An 18841-nucleotide genomic window follows, 5' to 3' on the forward strand; every position below is an offset into this window, starting at 1 on the left:
GCTCAGCCCCGGCTCGAAGCTGCTCGGCACCCCGCTCGTGCCCACCGTCTATCGCATCGACATGCGCGACCCCAACAGCCTGTTCGTCTCCCAGGCCTTCCGCATGCGCAACCGCGACCTGATCTACGTCTCAAACGCGCCCTTCACGGAACTGTCCAAGGTCCTCACCGCCTTCAGCGGCGTCACCGGCGGCCTCTCCTCCGTGGCGACCGCCTACTACTACGCGAAGTAACTTCGGGACGGCGTACGGATCGGCACCGGAAAAAAATCGCGTTTCGCCGCAAGCTCGCGTATGGGCGTTGCGTGCGGCGCGGACCTGCGGCTACGGAGCCGCACCCTGTCGCCGTCGCGCGTTAGGATGCCTAGAAGAGCCCGATGAAGATCGGACGCGTCGTCCCCGCAGCCGGGCCGTTCCAGCCCGCGCTGGTCTCCTTGAGCCTGTGCATCGCGCTTCTGTCGGTGGTCCCGGCGGCGGCCGACGTGGTGGTCGGCGTGGCGGTGCCGCGCTCGGGACCCTACGTCGCCGTAGGCGAGCAGGTGCTGCGCGGGGTCGAGGCCGCGGCCCGGGACGCCAACGCCATGGGCGGTCTCGACGGGCAGACCGTGACCCTCGACGTGCAGGACGATGCCTGCGACTCCAACACCGCCACGGCGGTGGCCAACCACTTCGTGCGCGCCGACGTGCACCTCGTCGTGGGCCATGTCTGCTCGAACGCCTCCATCGCCGCCTCCGACATCTACGCGCAGAACGGCGTGACGATGATCACCGCGGCGTCGGTGGCGGCCCGGCTCACCGACCGGGGCTTGCCCACCGTCTTCCGCGTCTGCGGGCGCGACGACGACCAGGCCCGACTGTCGGCGGCCGTGCTGGCCGAGCGGTTCCGCGACCGCAAGATCGCGTTGATCCAGGACCAGACCCCGGCCGCCCGCACGCTCGCCGCCGCAACGAAGGACAACCTCAACCGCATCGGCGTCAACGAGGCGCTCTCGCTCTCGTTCTCGCCGAGCGACGCCGACGACACCGCCCTCGTCGACCGCCTCAAGGGCGCGGGGATCGACGTGGTCTATTACGGCGGCGACGCCACCGAGATGGGCCGGCTCGTCCGGATCGCCGCCGACCGGGGCTTCCGGCCGCAATGGTTCGGGACCTCGGCGATCGCGACGCCGGACTTCGCCAAGATCGCCGGGCCGGCGAGCAACGGCGTGCTGATGACCTTCTACCTCGACCCGAGCCGGCAGCCCGCCGCGGCCAGCGTGGTGAAGGCCTTCAAGGCCGAGGGCGTCGATCCCACCGGCTCGACGATCTACGGCTACGCGGCCATGCAAGCCCTGGTGGCGGCCGGCAACTTCGTCCATTCGGCCGCAGCGAAGCCGATCGCCCAGGCCCTGCACACGGAGCGGTTCGACCTCGTGCTCGGCACGGTCGGCTTCGACGCCAAGGGCGACGTCACCGCGCAGGGTTACGTGCTCTACGTGTGGAAGGACGGGAGTTTCACGCCCGCGGGGAAGTGAGCGTCGGGCGGGGTGCGGAGCGCCGGCCGACAGTCGAGCTTTCGCGGCCTGACTCCCGAAGGCGGATCGGCTTTCGCCGGTCGCCTGGGCGGTCCAGTCGATCCGGCGCAGCAAACTTCCCTCCGTCGAGCTGTTGACGCGCCCGCGCCCGGAAAGTCGATCGGAATGTTATCTTCCACGGTCAATCGAGTAAAAATAGGCACCTTCGATTTTTTGACGGATCGATAGATCTAAATGACTGGCCTGAAATATCGTATTTTCTACTAAAGTATTATATTCAAATGGAGATTAATTCAAAAAATATTGATCTTTGCAGGCAGGTCGTGTTTTCAGGGACACGATCGCAGCTGTGCGAGCAATACAGGATCAACTCTTGAAAGAGGATCGAAATCATCTACGCTAAAAGCGATGATGGCGCGTGTCATGGAGGTGTAAGTCTAATTCATCGCCTGAACTTAAAATTAAGACAATATTAAAATTCCATTTGATCATCGTCAAACCTCTATCCCTGGCCTTCCGCCGCATCCACCTCAGCCCCGCGCCCCAGGCCGCGCAGAAGCTCGGCGAGATGCGGCCGCACCCGCAACTGTCGCGCGTGGAGCTGCCGCACCGCCTCGCTGAGCCGCCCCTCCCGGCCGAGCATCGCGTCCGCGAAGCCGGTCATCCGGGCGTTCGGCCAGGCGGGCTCGCGCAGGGCGTGGAGCCGCGCCACCAGGGCGTCGGCCGGAACCGTCGGCTCGGCCTGCGCCAACAGCATCAGCAGCGCCGCCGTGGAGCGCGACAGGCCGTAATGGCAATGGACCAGGAGGTGGCCGGCGCCATCGAGCGTCCGCCCGAAATCGAGGATCGCCGCCACGTGCTCCGGCTCCGGCGGCACGAGGCCGTCGCCGGGTCCCAGGCAGTCGTGGAAGCGGAGGGTCGTGCGGGTGTGGGTGCCGTAGGCGGCGAACGCCTCCGGCTCGGGGGTGCCGGGATCGAGCAGGGACAGCACGTGGCTGACGCCGCGCGTCCCGTGGCCGGCCAGCTCTTCCAGGCCGCAGACGGTGTGCAGGGTGACGGAGGGCTCGGTTCGCATCCCCGGCGCCTAGCACGCGCCACCGTCCGTTTCGAGCCGCGCCGGATCGGCCGCAGGGTCCGGGCGCGGGGCACCGCTTCGCCCGTCCGGTGGCCCGGCGGGCGAGGCCGGTCCCGGTCGTGGCGCGGAATCTCGGAGGCGCGTCCGCGGCCCAGGGAACTGCCGACGCCGCCCGCGGCTTTCGAGAACCGGCGCGGCCATGCTAGCTGCGGCCGGCGATTCCGCGCCGGACGGATCGGATACGCTCGGACGAGATGCCGTTGGACGACACCCCTATCGAACCGCCCGCCGCGATCGGGACGCGACGCCGGACCGTGCTGACCGCCGGACTGGGCGCGGCCGCGGCGCTCGGCGGCCCTCTCGCCGTCCCGGCCCGGGCGGAGGGCGCACCCGAGCTGCGCTGGCGCCTGTCGTCGGCCTACGCCAAGACGCTCGACATCCTGTTCGGCGCGCCCGAGGCGCTCAGCCGCATCGTCGCCGAGGCCACGGACGGGCGCTTCCAGATCCAGGTGCAGGGCCCCGGCGAACCGGTGGCGGCCGACGACCTCCTGACCGCCGTGGCGGCCGGCACGGTGGAGATGGGTCACGGGCCGGCCACCCTCGGCATGGCCAAGGACCCGACCTTCGCGCTCGCCACCGCGATCCCGTTCGGCCTGAACGCCCGGGGCGCCGCCGCGTGGTGGCAGGCGGGGGGCGCGGCGGAGCTGTTCGCCGAGGTCTTCGCCAAGGCCGGCTTGGTCTGCCTGCCGGGCGGCAATACCGGCGCGCAGATGGGCGGCTGGTTCCGGCGGGAGATCAAGAGCCTCTCCGATCTCCAGGGCCTCAAGTTCCGGATCGGCGGCATGGGCGGGCAGGTGCTCGCCAAGTTCGGTGTCCAGCCGCAGGCGATCGGCGGCCCCGAGATCTACCAGGCGCTGGAGACCAAGAAGATCGACGCCGCCGAGTGGATCGGCCCCTACGACGACGAGCGGCTCGGGTTGCAGAAGGTCGCGCCGGTCTACCACTATCCCGGCTTCTGGGAGGGCGGCGCGATGCTGCACTTCTGGTTCAACGCCGAGGCGTGGAAGGCGCTGCCGAAATCCTACCAGGCGCTCCTGCGGGCCGCCGCCGCGCAGGTCGGCGCGGAGGTGCAGGCCCGGTACGACGCCCGCAACCCGCAGGCCCTGCGCCGGCTGGTCGCCAGCGGTGCCCAGCTCCGACCCTTCCCCCAGGACGTGATGGAGGGCGCCCTCAAGAGCGCCAACGACGTCTATGCCGAGATCGCCGCCAAGAACGCCGATTTCCGCCGGGTCTACGAGGCGATGCGCACCTTCCGCAACGAGGAGTACCTCTGGTTCCAGGTGGCGGAATACACCTACGACAACTTCATGATCCGGGCCCGGGCGCGCGGGTAGGCGGTCGCGACTTGAGAGATCGGCGGGTCGGACCTCAGATGGAGGCCGGGGCCGCCCCCCCGTCGACCGCCGTCCGGGTTCCGGGACGCAGGCGAACCTCGCGAGCAGCGCGCACGCGGCCGATCCATCCCGGATGCCTGCGGCGACCAGCGCACCACGGCGAAAGCCTGGCGGCGCGTCGGTGAGCAGCACGGTCCGGACAGAAAAAAGGCCACTCCCGAAGGAGCGGCCCGAAGTCTAGGGAGGAAACGCCCAAGAAGGGCTGCGGGAGGGCGACGCCATCGCCATCCCGCGCTGCACAATCTGCGCCCGTGGGAGAAAAATACAAGGGCATCAGGACAGCAGCCCTGTCCTTTTGTGCGTCGGCGCACGCGACGGCGCGGCGCTGTGTCGAAAATGCCGCAGGTGCCGCGAGGACGGACGAATGCTGTCCTTCCGCCTCCCGGTGCCGCGTTGCGCAGGCTAAGGCCCTGATCAGCCGCAGTTTTGAGCGATCGCCACGCGGCCCGGCGACCGCGTTCGACTGCGGGTTCTCCCGACGGCCCGGCGGAGAGACGATTGCCCGGTCCGCACTAGCTCTCCGGCCAAGTCTCCGGTGCACGGCGGACAGCAAGGGTCAGGGTGAGCATGGCGATCCAGGGTGAGAGGATCCGGGTTCTCAACGATGTCGCGCCGCGAGCGGACGGGACTTATGTCCTCTACCTCCTGCAGCAGGCCAACCGGGCGACGTTCAACCCGGCGCTGGAACTCGCCATCGAGGAGGCCAATCGCCTCGACCTGCCGGTGGTGGCCTGCTTCGGCCTGCTCGACGGCGCCAGCGGCTTCCCCGAGGCCAATGCGCGGCATTACGCCTTCCTGCTCCAGGGCCTCGCCGACGCGAAGGCCGGCCTGGACAAGCGCGGGATCGGCTTCGTGATGCGCAAGGCCTCACCGGCGCGGATCGCCATCGACCTCGCGGCGGATGCGGCGCTCCTGGTGCTCGACCGCGGCTACCTCGCCATCCAGCAGGGCTGGTATCGCGAGATCACCGCCGCGGTGAAGACCCGGATCGTCCAGGTCGAGGGCGACGTGGTCGTTCCCGTGGAGACGGCCTCGAAGAAGCACGAATTCGCCGCCCGGACCCTGCGGCCCAAGCTCAACCGGCTCTGGGACCCGTTCATCGCGGGGCTGACGCCGCGCAAGCCGAAGCGCAAAGCCGCCGGGCTCAAGCTGAAGGGCGAGATCGACATCTCGGATCCGGAGGCCGTGCTCGCCGGGATGACGCTGGACCGGGTGGTCGGGCCGGTGAAGCGGTTCGTCGGCGGCGAGACGCAGGCCCGCAAGCGCCTGAAGGCCTTCCTGAAGGACGGGTTCGCGGGCTACGGGGCCGGGCGCAACCGGCCGGAGGCGTCGGCCGCCTCGCACATGAGCCCCTACCTGCATTTCGGCCAGATCTCGCCGGTGGAGATCGCCCTGGCGGTGCGGGCGGCCAAGGCCGGCGACGCCGACGACCGGGGCGCCTACCTGGAGGAGCTGATCGTCCGGCGCGAACTCGCCATGAACCACGTCTTCTACACCGAGGGCTACGACGATTACGGGAAGGCCGTCCCCGACTGGGCGCGCAAGACGCTGGCGGCGCACGCCAAGGACAAGCGCCCGCAGGCCTACTCGGAGGACCAGCTCGCGGCCGGCGAGACCCACGACCTCTACTGGAACGCCGCGATGCGCGAGATGCGCGAGACCGGCTACATGCACAACCAGCTGCGGATGTACTGGGGCAAGAAGATCCTCGAATGGTCCCCGACGCCCGAGGAGGGCTTCGCCCGGACCCTGCGGCTGAACAACCGCTACTTCCTCGACGGGCGCGACGCGAACTCGTTCACCAACGTCGCCTGGGTGTACGGCCTGCACGACCGCCCCTGGCAGAACCGCCCGGTCTTCGGCACGGTCCGCTACCAGAGCGAGAACTCGCTGAAGAAGTTCGACGCGAAGGGGTACGTGCGGGCGGTGGAGCGGCTCTGCGCGGCGGAGGGATGAGCGCGCGCCTCCGGCCGGCTGTTCGCTCGCCGGCGAACGGGTGTGCCGACGCCCCCCGCGCACCGGCCGGGATCGTCCGAGCCGGTGGACCTTCGGGCGGCGGTCGCCCTGACGCGGCGGCGGCCTCGACGTTCGAGGGTCCAGAACGCCGACGGTAGCAATATACCGATCACAGAACGTCGGTCAGTCGGACGAGCCAGCGCCGGGTCGGCCTCTATACCGGGCCGAAATTTGGAATTGTTCGCACTTGCGTGCATCCTGCCGGTGCGCCGGGCCGGCCCGCCGGAACAATAAGTCGGGACGCTCGGCCGTGGAGGACACATGAACGAGATCGTCAAGCCCGACTCGCTGCTCGTCGCTCAGGCAGAGAGCCTGACCGAGACCTTCTTCGGCGGCTGCCCGCACGATTGCCCGGACACCTGCTCGATGCTGTTCGAGGTCAAGGACGGCGCGTTGGTCGGCGTGCGCGGCAACCCGGACCATCCGATGACCCGCGGCGGTCTCTGCGTGAAGCTGAAGGATTACGAGAAGCGCCACTACCACCCCGACCGGCTGCTCTACCCGATGAAGCGCGTCGGCCCGAAGGGCTCCAAGCAGTTCGAGCGCATCACCTGGGACGAGGCCCTCGACACCATCGTCTCCCGCTGGAAGGCGATCATCGACCAGTACGGGCCTCAGGCCATCGCGCCCTACAGCTACCTCGGCAACCAGGGACTCGTGCACGGGCTGAACGGCGGCGACGCGTTCTTCAACCGCATGGGCGCCACGGTGACCGAGCGCACCTTCTGCGGCGAGGGCTCGTGCACGGCTTGGCTGCTCACCGTCGGCCCGACCGCCGGCCTCGACCCGGACAGCTACATCCACTCCAAGTACATCGTGATCTGGGCGTGCAACTCGGTCAGCACGAACCTGCACCATTGGGCCATCGTCAAGGACGCCCAGAAGAAGGGCGCCAAGGTCGTCGTCATCGACACTTACGCCTCGCGCACCGCCAAGGCCGCCGACTGGCACATCGCGCCGAAGCCCGGCACCGACGGCGCGCTCGCCATGGCGCTGATCAACGCGATCATCGCCCAGGGCCTCGTCGACCAGGATTACGTCGACAACCACACGGTCGGCTTCGCGGAGCTGAAGGAGCGGGCGAGCACCCGCACGCCGGAATGGGCGGAGGCGATCACCGGCGTCCCGGCCGAGGACATCCGCAAGCTCGCCTACGAGATGGCGACCGAGCAGCCGGTGGCCATCCGCATGGGCGTGGCCCTGGAGCGGCACTACGGCGGCGGCCAGACGATCCGGGCCGTGACCTGCATCCCGGCGCTGACGGGTGCCTGGCGTCATGTCGGCGGCGGTGTCACGCAGTTCGGCGTCTGGGAGCACCCCTACAAGTTCGACGTCATCTGCCGCCCGGACCTGATCCCGGACGGCACCCGCGTGGTCTCGAACCTTCAGATCGGCCGCGCGCTCACCGGCGAGATGAAGCTCGACCCGCCGATCCTGTCGATGATGTGCTGGAACTCGAACCCGGTGACGCAGGCGCCGGAGACCGACAAGATCGTCGAGGGGCTGATGCGCGAGGACCTGTTCATGGTCTCGGCCGAGCACTTCATCTCCGATACCGCCTCCTACGCCGACATCCTGCTGCCGGCGACGATGGGTGCCGAGATGGAGGACATGATCCTGTCCTGGGGGCACCTCTACCTGACCTACAACACCAAGTGCGCGGAGGCCCCCGGCGAGGCCATCCCCAACAACGAGATCTTCCGCCGGCTCGCCGCCCGGCTCGGGTTCGAGGAAGAGAACTTCAAGTGGACCGACACGGAGTGCCTGGAGCACTATGTCGACTGGGCGGCGCCGGCCTGCGAGGGCATCGACCTCCAGTACATGCGCGAGCACGGGTTTGCCCGGCTCAAGGTCGGCACGCCGGACGACCGGGCCCCGCACCGGGAGGGCAACTTCCCGACCCCGACCGGCAAATGCATGCTGATGGTCGAGGGCGCCACGAACTTCGTCGCGCCGCCGTTCCGGCAGATGTACGAGGGCTTCCAGCCCGGCGAGGCCCTCGACCCGCTGCCGGACTACCTCGGCCCGCGCGAGTCCCACACGAACGATCCCGCGCTGGCCAAGCGCTACCCGCTCAACATCGTCTCGCCCAAGAGCCACTACTTCCTGAACTCCTGCTACGCGAACATGGAGGACAAGCAGAAGGGCCAGGGCGAGCAGTTCGTGATGATCAACCAGCACGATGCCGATGCCCGCGGCATCCTGGACGGCGACCGCGTGCAGGTCGCCAACGACCGCGGCGCCTTCAAGGGCGTGGCCCGCATCACCGACGACGTGAAGCCCGGCATCGTGGTCGCGACCCTGGGCTACTGGCGTCAGCTCAACGAGGGCACGGTCAACAGCATCTCGTCGGGGGCCTTCACCGACATGGGCCACGCGCCATCGTTCTCCGATAACCTCGTCGAGGTCGCCCGCGCGAACTGAAGCGGCCGCACCACCGACCGGATGACACGCACAAGCGTCCTGCGGGACGCTTGTCTTCTGGGTGGCGGCCTGTCGCTGAACCTTCGCCTGGGGCGGAATGCGCGAGCCCTGCGGGTTCGCCGACAGCGCACACACCCGGCCTGTCGGCTTCCCGCGTCGTCAGGCTCGAAGAGGGTCGTCGCCGGACCGCCCGTTTCGGACGGCGCAGGGGACGGATCCGGACCGACGGGTCCGGTTCCAGACCCGGGCCATGCCGCCGAAAGGCAAGCCGCCGTCCCCGGCCGCGGCGGGTCGCGCCATGACAGGGGCGAGCCCCGACCAAGTGCGCTATAGCATCCCCTCCGGCAGCGCGGGCGCAGTATTCCATCATGGTCGAGATACGGGACGACGCGCGGGAGACGAGCGATGCCCCGCGGCGCTCCCGCTACCGCCGCTCGATCATGCGGCTGCGCTCCGCCTCGCTGGAGGCCTATCCGCTGTGGCGCGGCCGGCTGCTGTTCCTGGCGGGCGGGATCTGCGTGGGCCTCGTCGCCGTGCTGATGGCCAAGGGCGCCGACCTCGCGCAGGACGGCTTCCGGCGGCTCACCGCGCCCTCGCCGCTGATCGCCCTGGTGCTCACCCCCGCGGGCTTCGCCCTGGCCGCCCTGCTGGCCCGCACGGTGTTCCCGAACTCGCAGGGCTCGGGCATCCCGCAGGTGATCGCCGCCCGGCACGCCCGGGACGCGCGCTTCCTCTACTCGCTGATCTCCCCCCGGGTGGCCTTCGGCAAGGTGATGGTGCTGTTCCTGGGTCTCCTCTGCGGCGCCTCGGCGGGGCGCGAGGGGCCGACCGTGCAGGTGGGCGCGGCCATCATGGCGGCCTTCGGGCGCCTGACGCCGGACCGGCTGCCGGGCCTGCTTCTCGCCGGCGGGGCGGCCGGCGTCGCCGCAGCCTTCAACACGCCGCTCGCCGGCATCGTGTTCGGCATTGAGGAACTGGGCCGGGCCTACGAGGCGCGCTCCTCCGGGTTGATCGTCGCCGGGATCGTGGCGGCGGGCCTGACGTCCCTCTGGCTCCTCGGCAACTACACGTATTTCGGCACGAACCAGGCCGCGCTGCCGCTCGCCGCCGGCTGGATCGTGCCGGTGATCGCCATCCTGGGCGGCCTGGCGGGGGGCGCGTTCAGCCGCGTGGTGATCCTGTTCGCCCGGGGCCTGCCCGGGGCCGCCGGACGCCTGATCCGGGGGCGGCCGGTCGCCTTCGCGGCGGCCTGCGGCCTGTGCGTCGCCCTGTGCGGCCTCGCCTCCAAAGGGGCCGCCTACGGGACCGGCTACGAGGAGGCCCGGGCCATCCTCAACGGCGATGCCCCGGCGGGCTGGACCTACGCGCCGCTGAAATTCGCCGCGACGGTCCTCAGCTCGATCAGCGGCATCCCGGGCGGCCTGTTCGCCCCGTCCCTGGCGGTAGGGGCGGGCCTCGGCGGCACGGTGCACGGCTTCCTGCCGGACATGCCGGTGGGGGCCCTCGTGCTGATCGGGATGGTGGCCTACCTCACGGGCGTGCTCCAGGCGCCGATCACCAGCTTCGTCATCGTCACCGAGATGACCCAGAACCACACGATGATGATCCCCCTGATGGTGGCGGCGCTGCTCGCCGACGCCGCCTCCAAGGCGGTCTGCCGGGGCGGGCTCTACCACACCCTGGCGGAGATCATGCTGGAGCGCGCCGACGCGCCGGCGCAGCCCGTCGCCAGGACCGCCTGACCTGCTTAAGAATATAAGCGGCCCCGGCCGGGGTCGGCGGAACGGTCTCGCTTGGCGCCGGTTGAGCCAGCGACGATCGGCCTGTGCGCGGGCCCTATCCGGAGTGACGTCATGACTCTTCTCAAGTGGGCCCTCATCTGCTTCGTGATCTCGCTGATCGCCGGCGGTCTCGGCTTCACCGGCATCGCCTCGGGAGCCGGCTCGCTGGCGCGGATCCTGTTCGGCCTGTTCCTGCTGATCGCCATCGTGATCGTGGTCATCGCCTTCGCGGTCGGCCAAGCGGTGTTCTGAGACGGCGGCGATGCGCGGGAAAACCTGCCTCGTCACCGGGGCGACCAACGGCATCGGCTACGAGACCGCGCTCGGTCTCGCCCGCCGGGGCGCGCGGGTCGCCCTCGTGGGGCGCGACGCCGGGAAGGTGCAGGCCTGCGCGGCGCGGATCCGCGCGGCCGTGCCCGGCGCGGCGGTGGATGCGCATGTCGCCGACCTGTCGGCCCAGGGGGAGATCCGGCGGCTCGCGGGCGGCCTGCGCGACGCCTATCCGCGCCTCGACGTGCTGGTGAACAATGCCGGCGCGATCTTCGACCGGCGCACGCTCACGGTCGACGGCATCGAGCGCACCTGGGCGCTCGATCACCTCGGCTACGTGCTGCTCACGCTCGAACTCCTCGACACCCTGCAGGCCGCCGCCGCCGCCGGAGCCAAGCCGCGGATCGTCAACGTCGCCTCGGCCGCCCATTACCGGGGTCACATCGATTTCGACGACATCGATGGCGCCCGGCGCTACGGTGCGATGCGGGCCTATGCCCAGGCCAAGCTCGGCAACGTGCTGTTCACCTACGCGCTGGCCCGGCGCCTGCGCGACAGCGGGATCACCGTCAACGCCCTGCATCCGGGGGTGATCAACACCGGCTTCGCCAGGAACACCGGCGGCCTGTTCGGCACCGCCTGGTCGCTGATCCGGCCCTTCCTGACCACCCCCGAGAAGGGGGCCGAGACGTCCCTCCACGTGGCCGGCGCCCCCGAACTCGACGGCGTCACCGGCCGCTACTTTTCGCAGTCCCGACCCAAGCCCTCCTCCGCCGAGAGCCGCGACGAGGCCGTGCAGGAGCGGGTCTGGGCGCTGAGCATGGCGCAGCTCGGCCGGAGCGGCTGACGGGCCGTTCGCCGTTCAGGCGCGGCCCGTCGCGAGGCCCGTCTCGGGGCGGTCGCGTCCCGTGACGCGGATCGCGCCATTACGCGACGGCCGCGGGGACAGGGCGTGCCCGGGAGGGGCGCGCGTCCCGCGCAGCCTGTCCGCTCACGCCGCCGCCCGCACCGCGTGATCGCCCTTCTGCTGGATCTCGATGAAGACCCGGGTCACATCCGGGTTGCGCTGCTTCAGCGCCCGGTCGAGACGCGTCACGAGGCCCTCGACCTCGCCCGCGCTCAGATCGTCGGCCATGTCGATGCTGAGGTTGACCAGGATGTCGGAGGGTCCGAGGTGCTGGGTGAGCACCTCGTTGACGTGGAGCACCCCCGGCTCGGCGGCGGCCAGCGCGGCGATCGCCGTGACGATCTCGGGGTCGGCCGCCTCACCGATCAGCAGGCCGTGGGTCTCGATCATCAGGAACCCGGCCATGCCGACCAGCACCAGGCCGATGCCCACCGAGGCCCAGCCGTCGAGGCTCGGCATACCCAGGACATGGCTGAGCGCAACGCCCGCCAGCGCGATCAGCAGGCCGATCAGCGCGGCGGCGTCCTCGGCCAGCACGGTGAAGAGCGTCGGATCCTTGCTGCGCCGGATCGCCCGGATGGCCGTGTGCTTGCCCTTCTCGGCCCAGAATTGGCGCATCGCCACGTAGAACGACGTGCCCTCGGCCGCGATGGCGAAGCCCAGGATGGCGATATTCACCCAGATCCCCGGCAGCCGGTAGCCGAAGATCTCGGCGTCCACGTCCGGCTCCGGGTGGCGGATCCGCGCGATGCCCTCGTAGACCGCGAAGACGCCGCCGCCCAGGAAGATCATCAGCGCGACCACGAAGGCGTAGAAATAGATCTCGCGCCCGTAGCCGAAGGGATGCCGGTCATCGGCCGGCTTCTCCGCGCGCTTCATGCCGACGAGCAGCAGCACCTGATTGGCCGTGTCGACCACCGAATGCACGGCCTCCGCGAGCATCGCGGTCGAACCGGTCAGCGCCCCGCCGGTGAACTTGGCCACCGCGATGGCGAGATTCGCGCCCGCCGCCGCGTAGATCGCCCCCGTGCTCTCGTGCGCCATCCAAAACTCCCTGCACGCAGTCCTGCCGGATGTGCGCCCGCCGCGAGGCCACACCGTGGCTCCAGCCGCGGCGGTGCAAGCGTTCCGACGCGCCGCCGGTTCCTCTGTGGACGCGGGCGGCCGCCCCGTGCAACCTGCGCCCGCTCGAGGATGCCCGGAGGCAGAATGGCTGACGCCCGCTACGACCCCGACAACATCTTCGCCAAGATCCTGCGGGGCGAGATCCCATGCCACCGCGTCTACGAGGACGCGCACACGCTGGCCTTCATGGACGTGATGCCCCAGGGCGAGGGCCACACCCTGGTGATCCCGAAGGCGCCGTCCCGGGGCCTCCTCGACGCCGATCCGGCCACGCTCGCCGCCCTGATGGCGAGCGTCCAGCGCGTCGGCCGCGCCGTGAAGGCGGCCTTCGAGGCCGACGGGCTGACGCTGTTCCAGTTCAACGAGGCGGCCGGTGGGCAGACCGTGTTCCACCTGCACGTCCACGTCATCCCGCGGCGCGAGGGCGTGCCCCTGAAGCGGCACGAGGGCGGAATGGCCGACAACGCGGTGCTGGCCGAGCAGGCCGCGCGGATCCGCACGGCGCTCGACGCGCAGGGATGAGGTTCAGAGGGCGGCCGCCGAGGCGTTCGGCTGCGCCATGCTGGCCAGCAAACGGCGCAGAGCGGCGTTCTCGGTCTCCAACTCGCCGACGCGCTTCAGCAGCATGCTCAGGGACGCTTCGCTCGCCAACGCATCGGGAATCGGGGGCGCCGGGGTCCGGGCCGGATCGTCGCCGAAGGTGACGCCGATGCCGTCCTCGCGGCGCCAGCGCAGGGTCGCCCGGTAGGTCCGGTCCTTCTGCGGAATGTACAGGTCGAACGCCTCCGGCAGCGTGGTGGCGTCGCTCATCACCAAGCGCGCGCCGGTGGCGGACATGTCGCGCACCAGACAGTCGAAGCTCGACGACCCGTTGTTGAACACGATGCGACCCTTGAGGAAGACCCTCTGGCGCGCCTCTCTGCGATGCTCCGACATGCGGGCGGCTCCGGAACTCTGACGATCCCGCGACTTCTGCACGCCAGCCCTTAAGGAATCTTCGTCGCGATACCGGACTTGAGGCCTCTTGCGCAGCTGAATAGCGGTAGCGGAAGGGGAAAACGGGTCTTCAGAGCGCGGGCCGCGCCGGGCGCGCGTTTCGCGCGCTGCCGCTGAAGGATCAGGGCGGCCGGCTCCGGGAACCTCCCTCGCGCCGCCGAGGGGGGAGGGGCGTCGCGGGTCCTGCGCCTCACCGGGCAGCCGCCATCCGGCAGGCGTCGCACTGTCGGCTCAGGCGATGAAGCGCGGGTCCACGGTCTGGAACAGGTAGAACCCGTTGAAGCGCACGGCGGTGTCGGCGGCGCGGTCGTCGAAATCGAGCGGCTGGCGGCCGCCGTCGCAGAGCTTGCCGCCGAAGGTCCAGCGGCCTGCACCGATGAAGGGCGGGACGGTGCTGGCCTCCGGCACCGCGCAGCAGAGACCTTCCTCACCCTTGCGCTGAAACAGGTTGTAGCTTCGCATCGGAGGTCCTCCGCTTGGCCGCCCTCGAAGCTAAATCTTCCCAATACAAGATCTTGCATTGCGAAGAATCGGCTTGACCGTGTTCATAATGGCACAATCGGTCAAGTTTGTGACGGTCAAGTTTCGGGGACGTTTCGAGCCAGCTCCTCGATCCAGATGCGGGCCGACCCGTCGGACGGCGCACGCCAGTCGCCCCGCGGCGACAGCGAGCCGCCGGCCGAGACCTTCGGGCCGTTCGGGAGCGCCGAGCGCTTGAACTGGCTGAAGCCGAAATAGCGGGTCAGGAACACGCCGAGCCAGCGGCGGATCTCGGGCAGGTCGTAGGCGACGCGCTTGGCCTCGGGAAAGTCCGGCGCCCAGAAACCGCGCTCCCGGTCGCTCCAGGCGTGCAGGGCCAGGAAGGCGATCTTCGACGGCCGGAACCCGTATCGGAGCGTGTAGAACAGGTTGAAGTCCTGCAGCGCGTAGGGGCCGATCGTGGCTTCCGTGCTCTGCGGGCTGTCGTCCGGGTCCACCGGCACAAGCTCGGGGGAGATTTCGGTGTCGAGGACCGCCTGAAGGGTGCGCGCCTCCTCCGGGCCGACCTCGCCGTTGCCGATCACCCAGCGGATCAGGTGCTGGATCAGGGTCTTGGGCACGCCGGCGTTGACCGCGTAGTGGCTCATCTGGTCGCCGACGCCGTAGGTGCACCAGCCGAGCGCCAGTTCCGAGAGGTCACCGGTCCCGACCACGAGGCCGCCCGCGTGGTTGGCGAGGCGGAACAGGTAGTCGGTGCGCAGGCCAGCCTGCACGTTCTCGAAGGTCACGTCGTAGACCGCCTCGCCCTTGGCGAAGGGGTGGTCCATGTCGGCGAGCATCTGCCTGGCGGCCGGGCGGATGTCGATCTCGGCGGCCGTGCAGCCCAGCGCCTTCATGAGCGCGTGGGCGTTGGCCTTGGTGGCGTTCGACGTGGCGAAGCCCGGCAAGGTGTAGGCGAGGATGTCCGCGCGCGGGTAGCCCAGGCGGTCGAAGGCCTTGGCGATCACGATCAGCGCGTGGGTCGAGTCGAGGCCGCCCGAGACGCCGATAATGGCTTTGCGGGTGCCTGTCGCCTCCAGGCGCTGGGCGAGGCCGGCGACCTGGATGTTGTAGGCCTCGTAGCAATCCTGCGCGAGGCGGCCCGGATCGGCCGGCACGAACGGGAAGCGCTCGATCCGCCGCATCAGCCCGAGATCGGCCTCGGGCGGGTCGAGCCGGAACGGCACGCGGCGATAGGGGAGGGCGTGGCGCCGCGCGTCGTCGTCGAAGCTGCCCGCCTGCAGGCGCTCCTGGGCGATCAGGTCGAGGTCGATATCGGCAAGCGTCGCCACGGGGCCGTCCGGGAAGCGCCGGCCCTCGGCAAGGCGGACGCCCAGCTCGTCGATGCTGGTCTGACCGTCCCAGGACAGATCGGTGGTCGATTCGCCCTGGCCGGCGGCGGCGTAGACATACGCGCAGGCGCCGCGCATCGAGGCCGCCCGGGACAGGAGTGCCCGCGACTCGGCCCGGCCCACGGTGATCGGGCTCCCCGAGAGGTTGGCCAGCACCGTGGCGCCGGCGAGGGCCGCGCGCATGCCGGGCGGCTCCGGGACCCACAGGTCCTCGCAGATCTCGACCCCGACCACGAGGCCCGGCAGGTCCGCGGCCGGGAACAGCAGGTCGGTGCCGAAGGGCGCCTCGTGGTCCGCGACCCGGATGGTCTCGCCGGAGACGCCGCCGCCCGAGGCGAAGTGGCGCTTCTCGTAGAACTCCCGGTAGTTCGGCAGGAAGGTCTTGGGGACGACGCCGAGCAGGCGGCCCCCCTGGATCGCCAGGGCGCAGTTGTAGAGCCGGTGGCGCCAGCGCAGGGGCGCGCCCACGAGCAGCAGCGGCCTCAGGCGCGCCGATGCGGCGATCACCCGGGCGGCGGCGTCCTCCACGGCGTCCAGCAGGGTCTGCTGGAGCAGCAGGTCCTCGATCGCGTAGGCCGAGAGGCCGAGTTCGGTGAAGACGGCGAGCGCTGCGCCGGACTCATGGCAGGTCTGCGCCAGCGCGAGGATGGCGTCGGCATTGCGCCCCGGTTCGGCCGGATGGCTGCGGCCGGAGCAGGCCGCGACCCGCGCGAAGCCGTGCCGGTAGAGGGAGCGGAAGCGGGCCGGCGTTTCGGAGGGGGGCTGGGACACGGGCGCCTGTCCGGAAGAGGGGGCTGCCCGATACCATATGGCACGCGCCGGGGCTTCGGCGATGCGCATCCCGGAGCTGCAGCGCGGGCCCGCCGGCTAGCCGGGCCCTCGATCCTCGGCCGGCCTCGCGCGCTGCACCGCGGGGACGGGACGGCGCCGAACGCGGGAGGGCTCGGCGAGGGCCGTCCGTCGGGCACGGTTGTCCACATCTTTCCGGCCGCGCCAGGTCGTCCCGGTCGCGACCCGCGGGTGCCTGGCGCAGGGCGTCGCGCGGTGGGGTCGCGCCCGTATCCCCGCGCGTGCCGCGCGCCACGCCCCGCCGGCCGGGTCGCCGCATGGTTTCCGGAGTGGGGGCCGCGACAAGCCTCCGTTAACGACGAATGGCCTAACTCAGGACAGCCGCCGCGGCTCGGCGGATCCCTGTTTCGAGTATCGTTCGAGAACCCATGCGCGCATCGGGACGGCCTCCGTACTCCCACCGTGATCCCGCCCGCCCGGTCCGGGGCGGCGACCGCTCGGGGCTCTCCTTGGGGGCCCTGGCACACCGGCTGATGGCGCTCCGCGCGAGCCTCACCCGCCGCCTGTCCGGCTCTCCCGCCGGGCTGCCCGCCCGGCCCGCCTACGGCGCCCCCGGGCGCCGGGCGGAACCGAGCTGGCTCACCGCGCCGGCGGCCCTCGTCGGCCGCGACGCCTCCGAGCGCGCCGCGCGGGAGGCGGCGCCGTCCGAGCCGCGCTGGCCGGAGCAGGTCTTCGACGACCGGGCGAGCCTCGATGCGCTGGACGCGCCGGCCTTCGAGACCCGGATCGACCGCGGCGCCTCGTCGCCCGGCGTGCTGGTGCGCCAGCCCCGCCGTCCCGCTTCCATCACCCCGGAGCACGCCCCGGCCGGTGAGGCCTTCGCCGCCCCGGCGACGCCCTCGGCCGTGCGCTGGACCCGCACGCCCGATTCGGTGCTGCACGAGCGCCGCCAGCGCGCCCTGGAGGTCGAGCGCCTCGCCCTTGAGCGCGCCCGCGCGGAGGCGCAGGCCGCCAGTCAGGCCCAGGACGCGGAGCGCGCGGCCCGCGCGCAGGCCGAGCGCGACCGCGCCGCCGGCGACTCCGCGGAGGCCGAGGGGGAGCGTCCCGCTCCGTCCGATGCCGCTGTGCCGGAGGCGGAGATGGTGCCCCTGTGGCGTCAGCCCTTCGTCGCCCCGCCGGGGGTCCGCTTCTTCCGCACGCCGGACCGCCGCCCGGTGCGACCCGCCGTCGAACTGTCCGCCTCCACGGCGGTGATCGCCCCGGTGGCGTCCGCGCCGGCCATCCCCGAGGCAATCGTCCCGGCGCCCGCCCGCGACTGGTCCGACCTGCCGGATTGGTCCGAGGTGCAGCCCTGGTTCGACGCCGGAGACTGGTCGTCGGTGGACGCCTGGGCGGCGCTGGACCCGCAGGCCGCCGCGCCCGTCGCCACGCCGGCCGTCTCCGACGCGGGACACCGCGACGGCGTGCACGGCGAGGGCGTGGCCCTGCGCGCGTCGCCACCGCGGCCGGTCTACGTCCTCGACCGCCTCGTGCGGTTCGACCAGCCGCCGCGCCCCGCCGCCGGGCAGGACAACGCGATGGAAGCCGGGTCCGTGCCGCAGGGCGACCAGGTCGCGGCGATCCGGAACGCGTTCCTGCCCCCCGCCCCGCCGCCGGCCCTGTCGCTGGTCTTCGGGCCCGGCATCGCCGCGGCTCCGGCCCCGGCCGCTCCCGTGGCCGAGGCCGCGCGCCGCGCCCCGGTTCTCAGCGCCATGGCGGCCCGGGCGGCGATCCGCGCGGCCGGCCAGCCCAGCCCCGTCCGGACGGCCGTCGCCGCCCAGCCCGAGCCCGTCCCGGCCCCGACGGCGCCGACGCCGGCCGCACCCGACGCCGAGCGCGTCGAGGGCGAGCGCGTGGTGATCCCGATGGTCCCGCGCCCGGTCCTGCTCCGGGGCAAGCTGGCGCCCCAGCCGGAGCCGATACCCGCCGAGGACGAGGCCGAGCCCGGCCCGGCGGTGGTCGAGCCGGTCGAGGCGGTCGCCGCCGCGCCGGCACTCGCCCCCGTGGCGCTTCCCCTGGTGGCGCCCCGGGCCCACCTGATCCCGGCCGGCCGCCACCTCGAGATCGCCCATATCGAGAGCGCGGATTACGAGCTGCCCTCCCTCGAACTGCTCGCCCTGCCGGCCCCGGGCGGCCGCGAGGAGGTCGATGCCGACGTGCTGGAGCAGAACGCCCTCAACCTGCAGCAGACGGTCCAGGATTTCGGCGTGCGCGGCGACATCCTGGCGGTGCGGCCCGGCCCGGTCGTGACCCTCTACGAGCTCGAGCCCGCGCCCGGCACCAAGTCCAGCCGCGTCATCGGCCTGTCGGACGACATCGCCCGGTCGATGTCGGCGGTCTCGGCCCGCGTCGCGGTGGTCCCGGGCCGGAACGTCATCGGCATCGAGCTGCCGAACGACACCCGCGAGACCGTCTACCTGCGCGAACTGCTCGCGTCGGCCGACTTCGCCGAGAGCAAGCACAAGCTGGCCCTGTGCCTGGGCAAGAACATCGGCGGCGAGCCGATCATCGCCGACCTCGCGCGGATGCCGCACCTGCTCGTGGCCGGCACCACCGGCTCGGGCAAGTCGGTGGCGATCAAC

The 18841-nt window shown here is 71.1% G+C and carries 14 protein-coding genes and 1 pseudogene; 10 read left to right on the forward strand and 5 right to left on the reverse strand.

The features are described 5' to 3' along the window. Window positions 1-232 (forward strand): annotated as a pseudogene (locus MKL01_RS22965) (sugar transporter); the annotation flags it as partial. Window positions 233-375: 143 nt separating this feature from the next. Further along, entirely contained in the window at window positions 376-1512 is a 1137-nt protein-coding gene (locus MKL01_RS22970; RefSeq protein ID WP_243907494.1) for a branched-chain amino acid ABC transporter substrate-binding protein, read from the forward strand. A 502-nt stretch (window positions 1513-2014) separates the two neighbouring features. Here MKL01_RS22970 and MKL01_RS22975 read toward each other — a convergent pair. Continuing rightward, complete coding sequence (locus MKL01_RS22975; protein WP_243907495.1) at window positions 2015-2587, reverse strand: tyrosine phosphatase family protein; 573 nt, start codon at window positions 2585-2587, stop codon at window positions 2015-2017. Window positions 2588-2841: 254 nt separating this feature from the next. Between MKL01_RS22975 and MKL01_RS22980 the strand changes: the two genes are divergently transcribed. The 6 genes from MKL01_RS22980 (at window position 2842) to MKL01_RS23005 (ending at window position 11379) form a co-directional block, all read left to right on the forward strand. Continuing rightward, window positions 2842-3981, forward strand: coding sequence for a TRAP transporter substrate-binding protein (locus MKL01_RS22980; protein ID WP_243907496.1), 1140 nt, complete (start codon window positions 2842-2844; stop codon window positions 3979-3981). Between the two features lie 627 nt (window positions 3982-4608). Continuing rightward, window positions 4609-5997: a deoxyribodipyrimidine photo-lyase gene (locus MKL01_RS22985; protein WP_243907505.1), complete on the forward strand. Its 1389-nt coding sequence runs from the start codon at window positions 4609-4611 to the stop codon at window positions 5995-5997. Between the two features lie 321 nt (window positions 5998-6318). Continuing rightward, complete coding sequence (locus MKL01_RS22990; RefSeq protein WP_243907497.1) at window positions 6319-8481, forward strand: molybdopterin-dependent oxidoreductase; 2163 nt, start codon at window positions 6319-6321, stop codon at window positions 8479-8481. 368 nt (window positions 8482-8849) lie between these two features. Continuing rightward, window positions 8850-10223 carry a chloride channel protein gene (locus MKL01_RS22995; protein ID WP_243907498.1) on the forward strand — a complete coding sequence of 458 codons (1374 nt, stop codon included), beginning with the start codon at window positions 8850-8852 and terminating at the stop codon, window positions 10221-10223. Window positions 10224-10334: 111 nt separating this feature from the next. Further along, complete coding sequence (locus MKL01_RS23000; RefSeq protein WP_010685332.1) at window positions 10335-10514, forward strand: DUF1328 domain-containing protein; 180 nt, start codon at window positions 10335-10337, stop codon at window positions 10512-10514. A 10-nt stretch (window positions 10515-10524) separates the two neighbouring features. Beyond that, the gene (locus MKL01_RS23005; protein WP_243907499.1) at window positions 10525-11379 is read left to right on the forward strand and encodes an SDR family oxidoreductase; all 855 of its coding nucleotides are present in this window, start codon (window positions 10525-10527) and stop codon (window positions 11377-11379) included. A 144-nt stretch (window positions 11380-11523) separates the two neighbouring features. Here MKL01_RS23005 and MKL01_RS23010 read toward each other — a convergent pair whose 3' ends face one another. After that, window positions 11524-12483, reverse strand: coding sequence for a cation diffusion facilitator family transporter (locus MKL01_RS23010; protein ID WP_243907500.1), 960 nt, complete (start codon window positions 12481-12483; stop codon window positions 11524-11526). 165 nt (window positions 12484-12648) lie between these two features. On the opposite strand from MKL01_RS23010, the gene MKL01_RS23015 reads away from it, so the two are divergent. Further along, window positions 12649-13086 carry an HIT family protein gene (locus MKL01_RS23015; protein WP_243907501.1) on the forward strand — a complete coding sequence of 146 codons (438 nt, stop codon included), beginning with the start codon at window positions 12649-12651 and terminating at the stop codon, window positions 13084-13086. A 3-nt stretch (window positions 13087-13089) separates the two neighbouring features. Here MKL01_RS23015 and MKL01_RS23020 read toward each other — a convergent pair whose 3' ends face one another. The 3 genes from MKL01_RS23020 to MKL01_RS23030 form a co-directional block, all read right to left on the reverse strand. Next, entirely contained in the window at window positions 13090-13500 is a 411-nt protein-coding gene (locus MKL01_RS23020; RefSeq protein ID WP_243907502.1) for a PilZ domain-containing protein, read from the reverse strand. A gap of 291 nt (window positions 13501-13791) precedes the next feature. Next, window positions 13792-14022 (reverse strand): hypothetical protein, encoded by a 231-nt coding sequence (locus tag MKL01_RS23025; protein WP_243907503.1) that lies wholly within the window; start codon window positions 14020-14022, stop codon window positions 13792-13794. A 116-nt stretch (window positions 14023-14138) separates the two neighbouring features. After that, window positions 14139-16202 carry an NAD(+) synthase gene (locus MKL01_RS23030; RefSeq protein ID WP_243907504.1) on the reverse strand — a complete coding sequence of 688 codons (2064 nt, stop codon included), beginning with the start codon at window positions 16200-16202 and terminating at the stop codon, window positions 14139-14141. A 551-nt stretch (window positions 16203-16753) separates the two neighbouring features. Between MKL01_RS23030 and MKL01_RS23035 the strand changes: the two genes are divergently transcribed. After that, a partial coding sequence (locus tag MKL01_RS23035; protein ID WP_279604822.1) for a DNA translocase FtsK occupies window positions 16754-18841 on the forward strand: 2088 nt, incomplete at its 3' end.

It is taken from the genome of Methylobacterium sp. J-070, from assembly GCF_022829385.1.
In the GTDB taxonomy this organism is placed as follows: Bacteria; Pseudomonadota; Alphaproteobacteria; order Rhizobiales; family Beijerinckiaceae; genus Methylobacterium.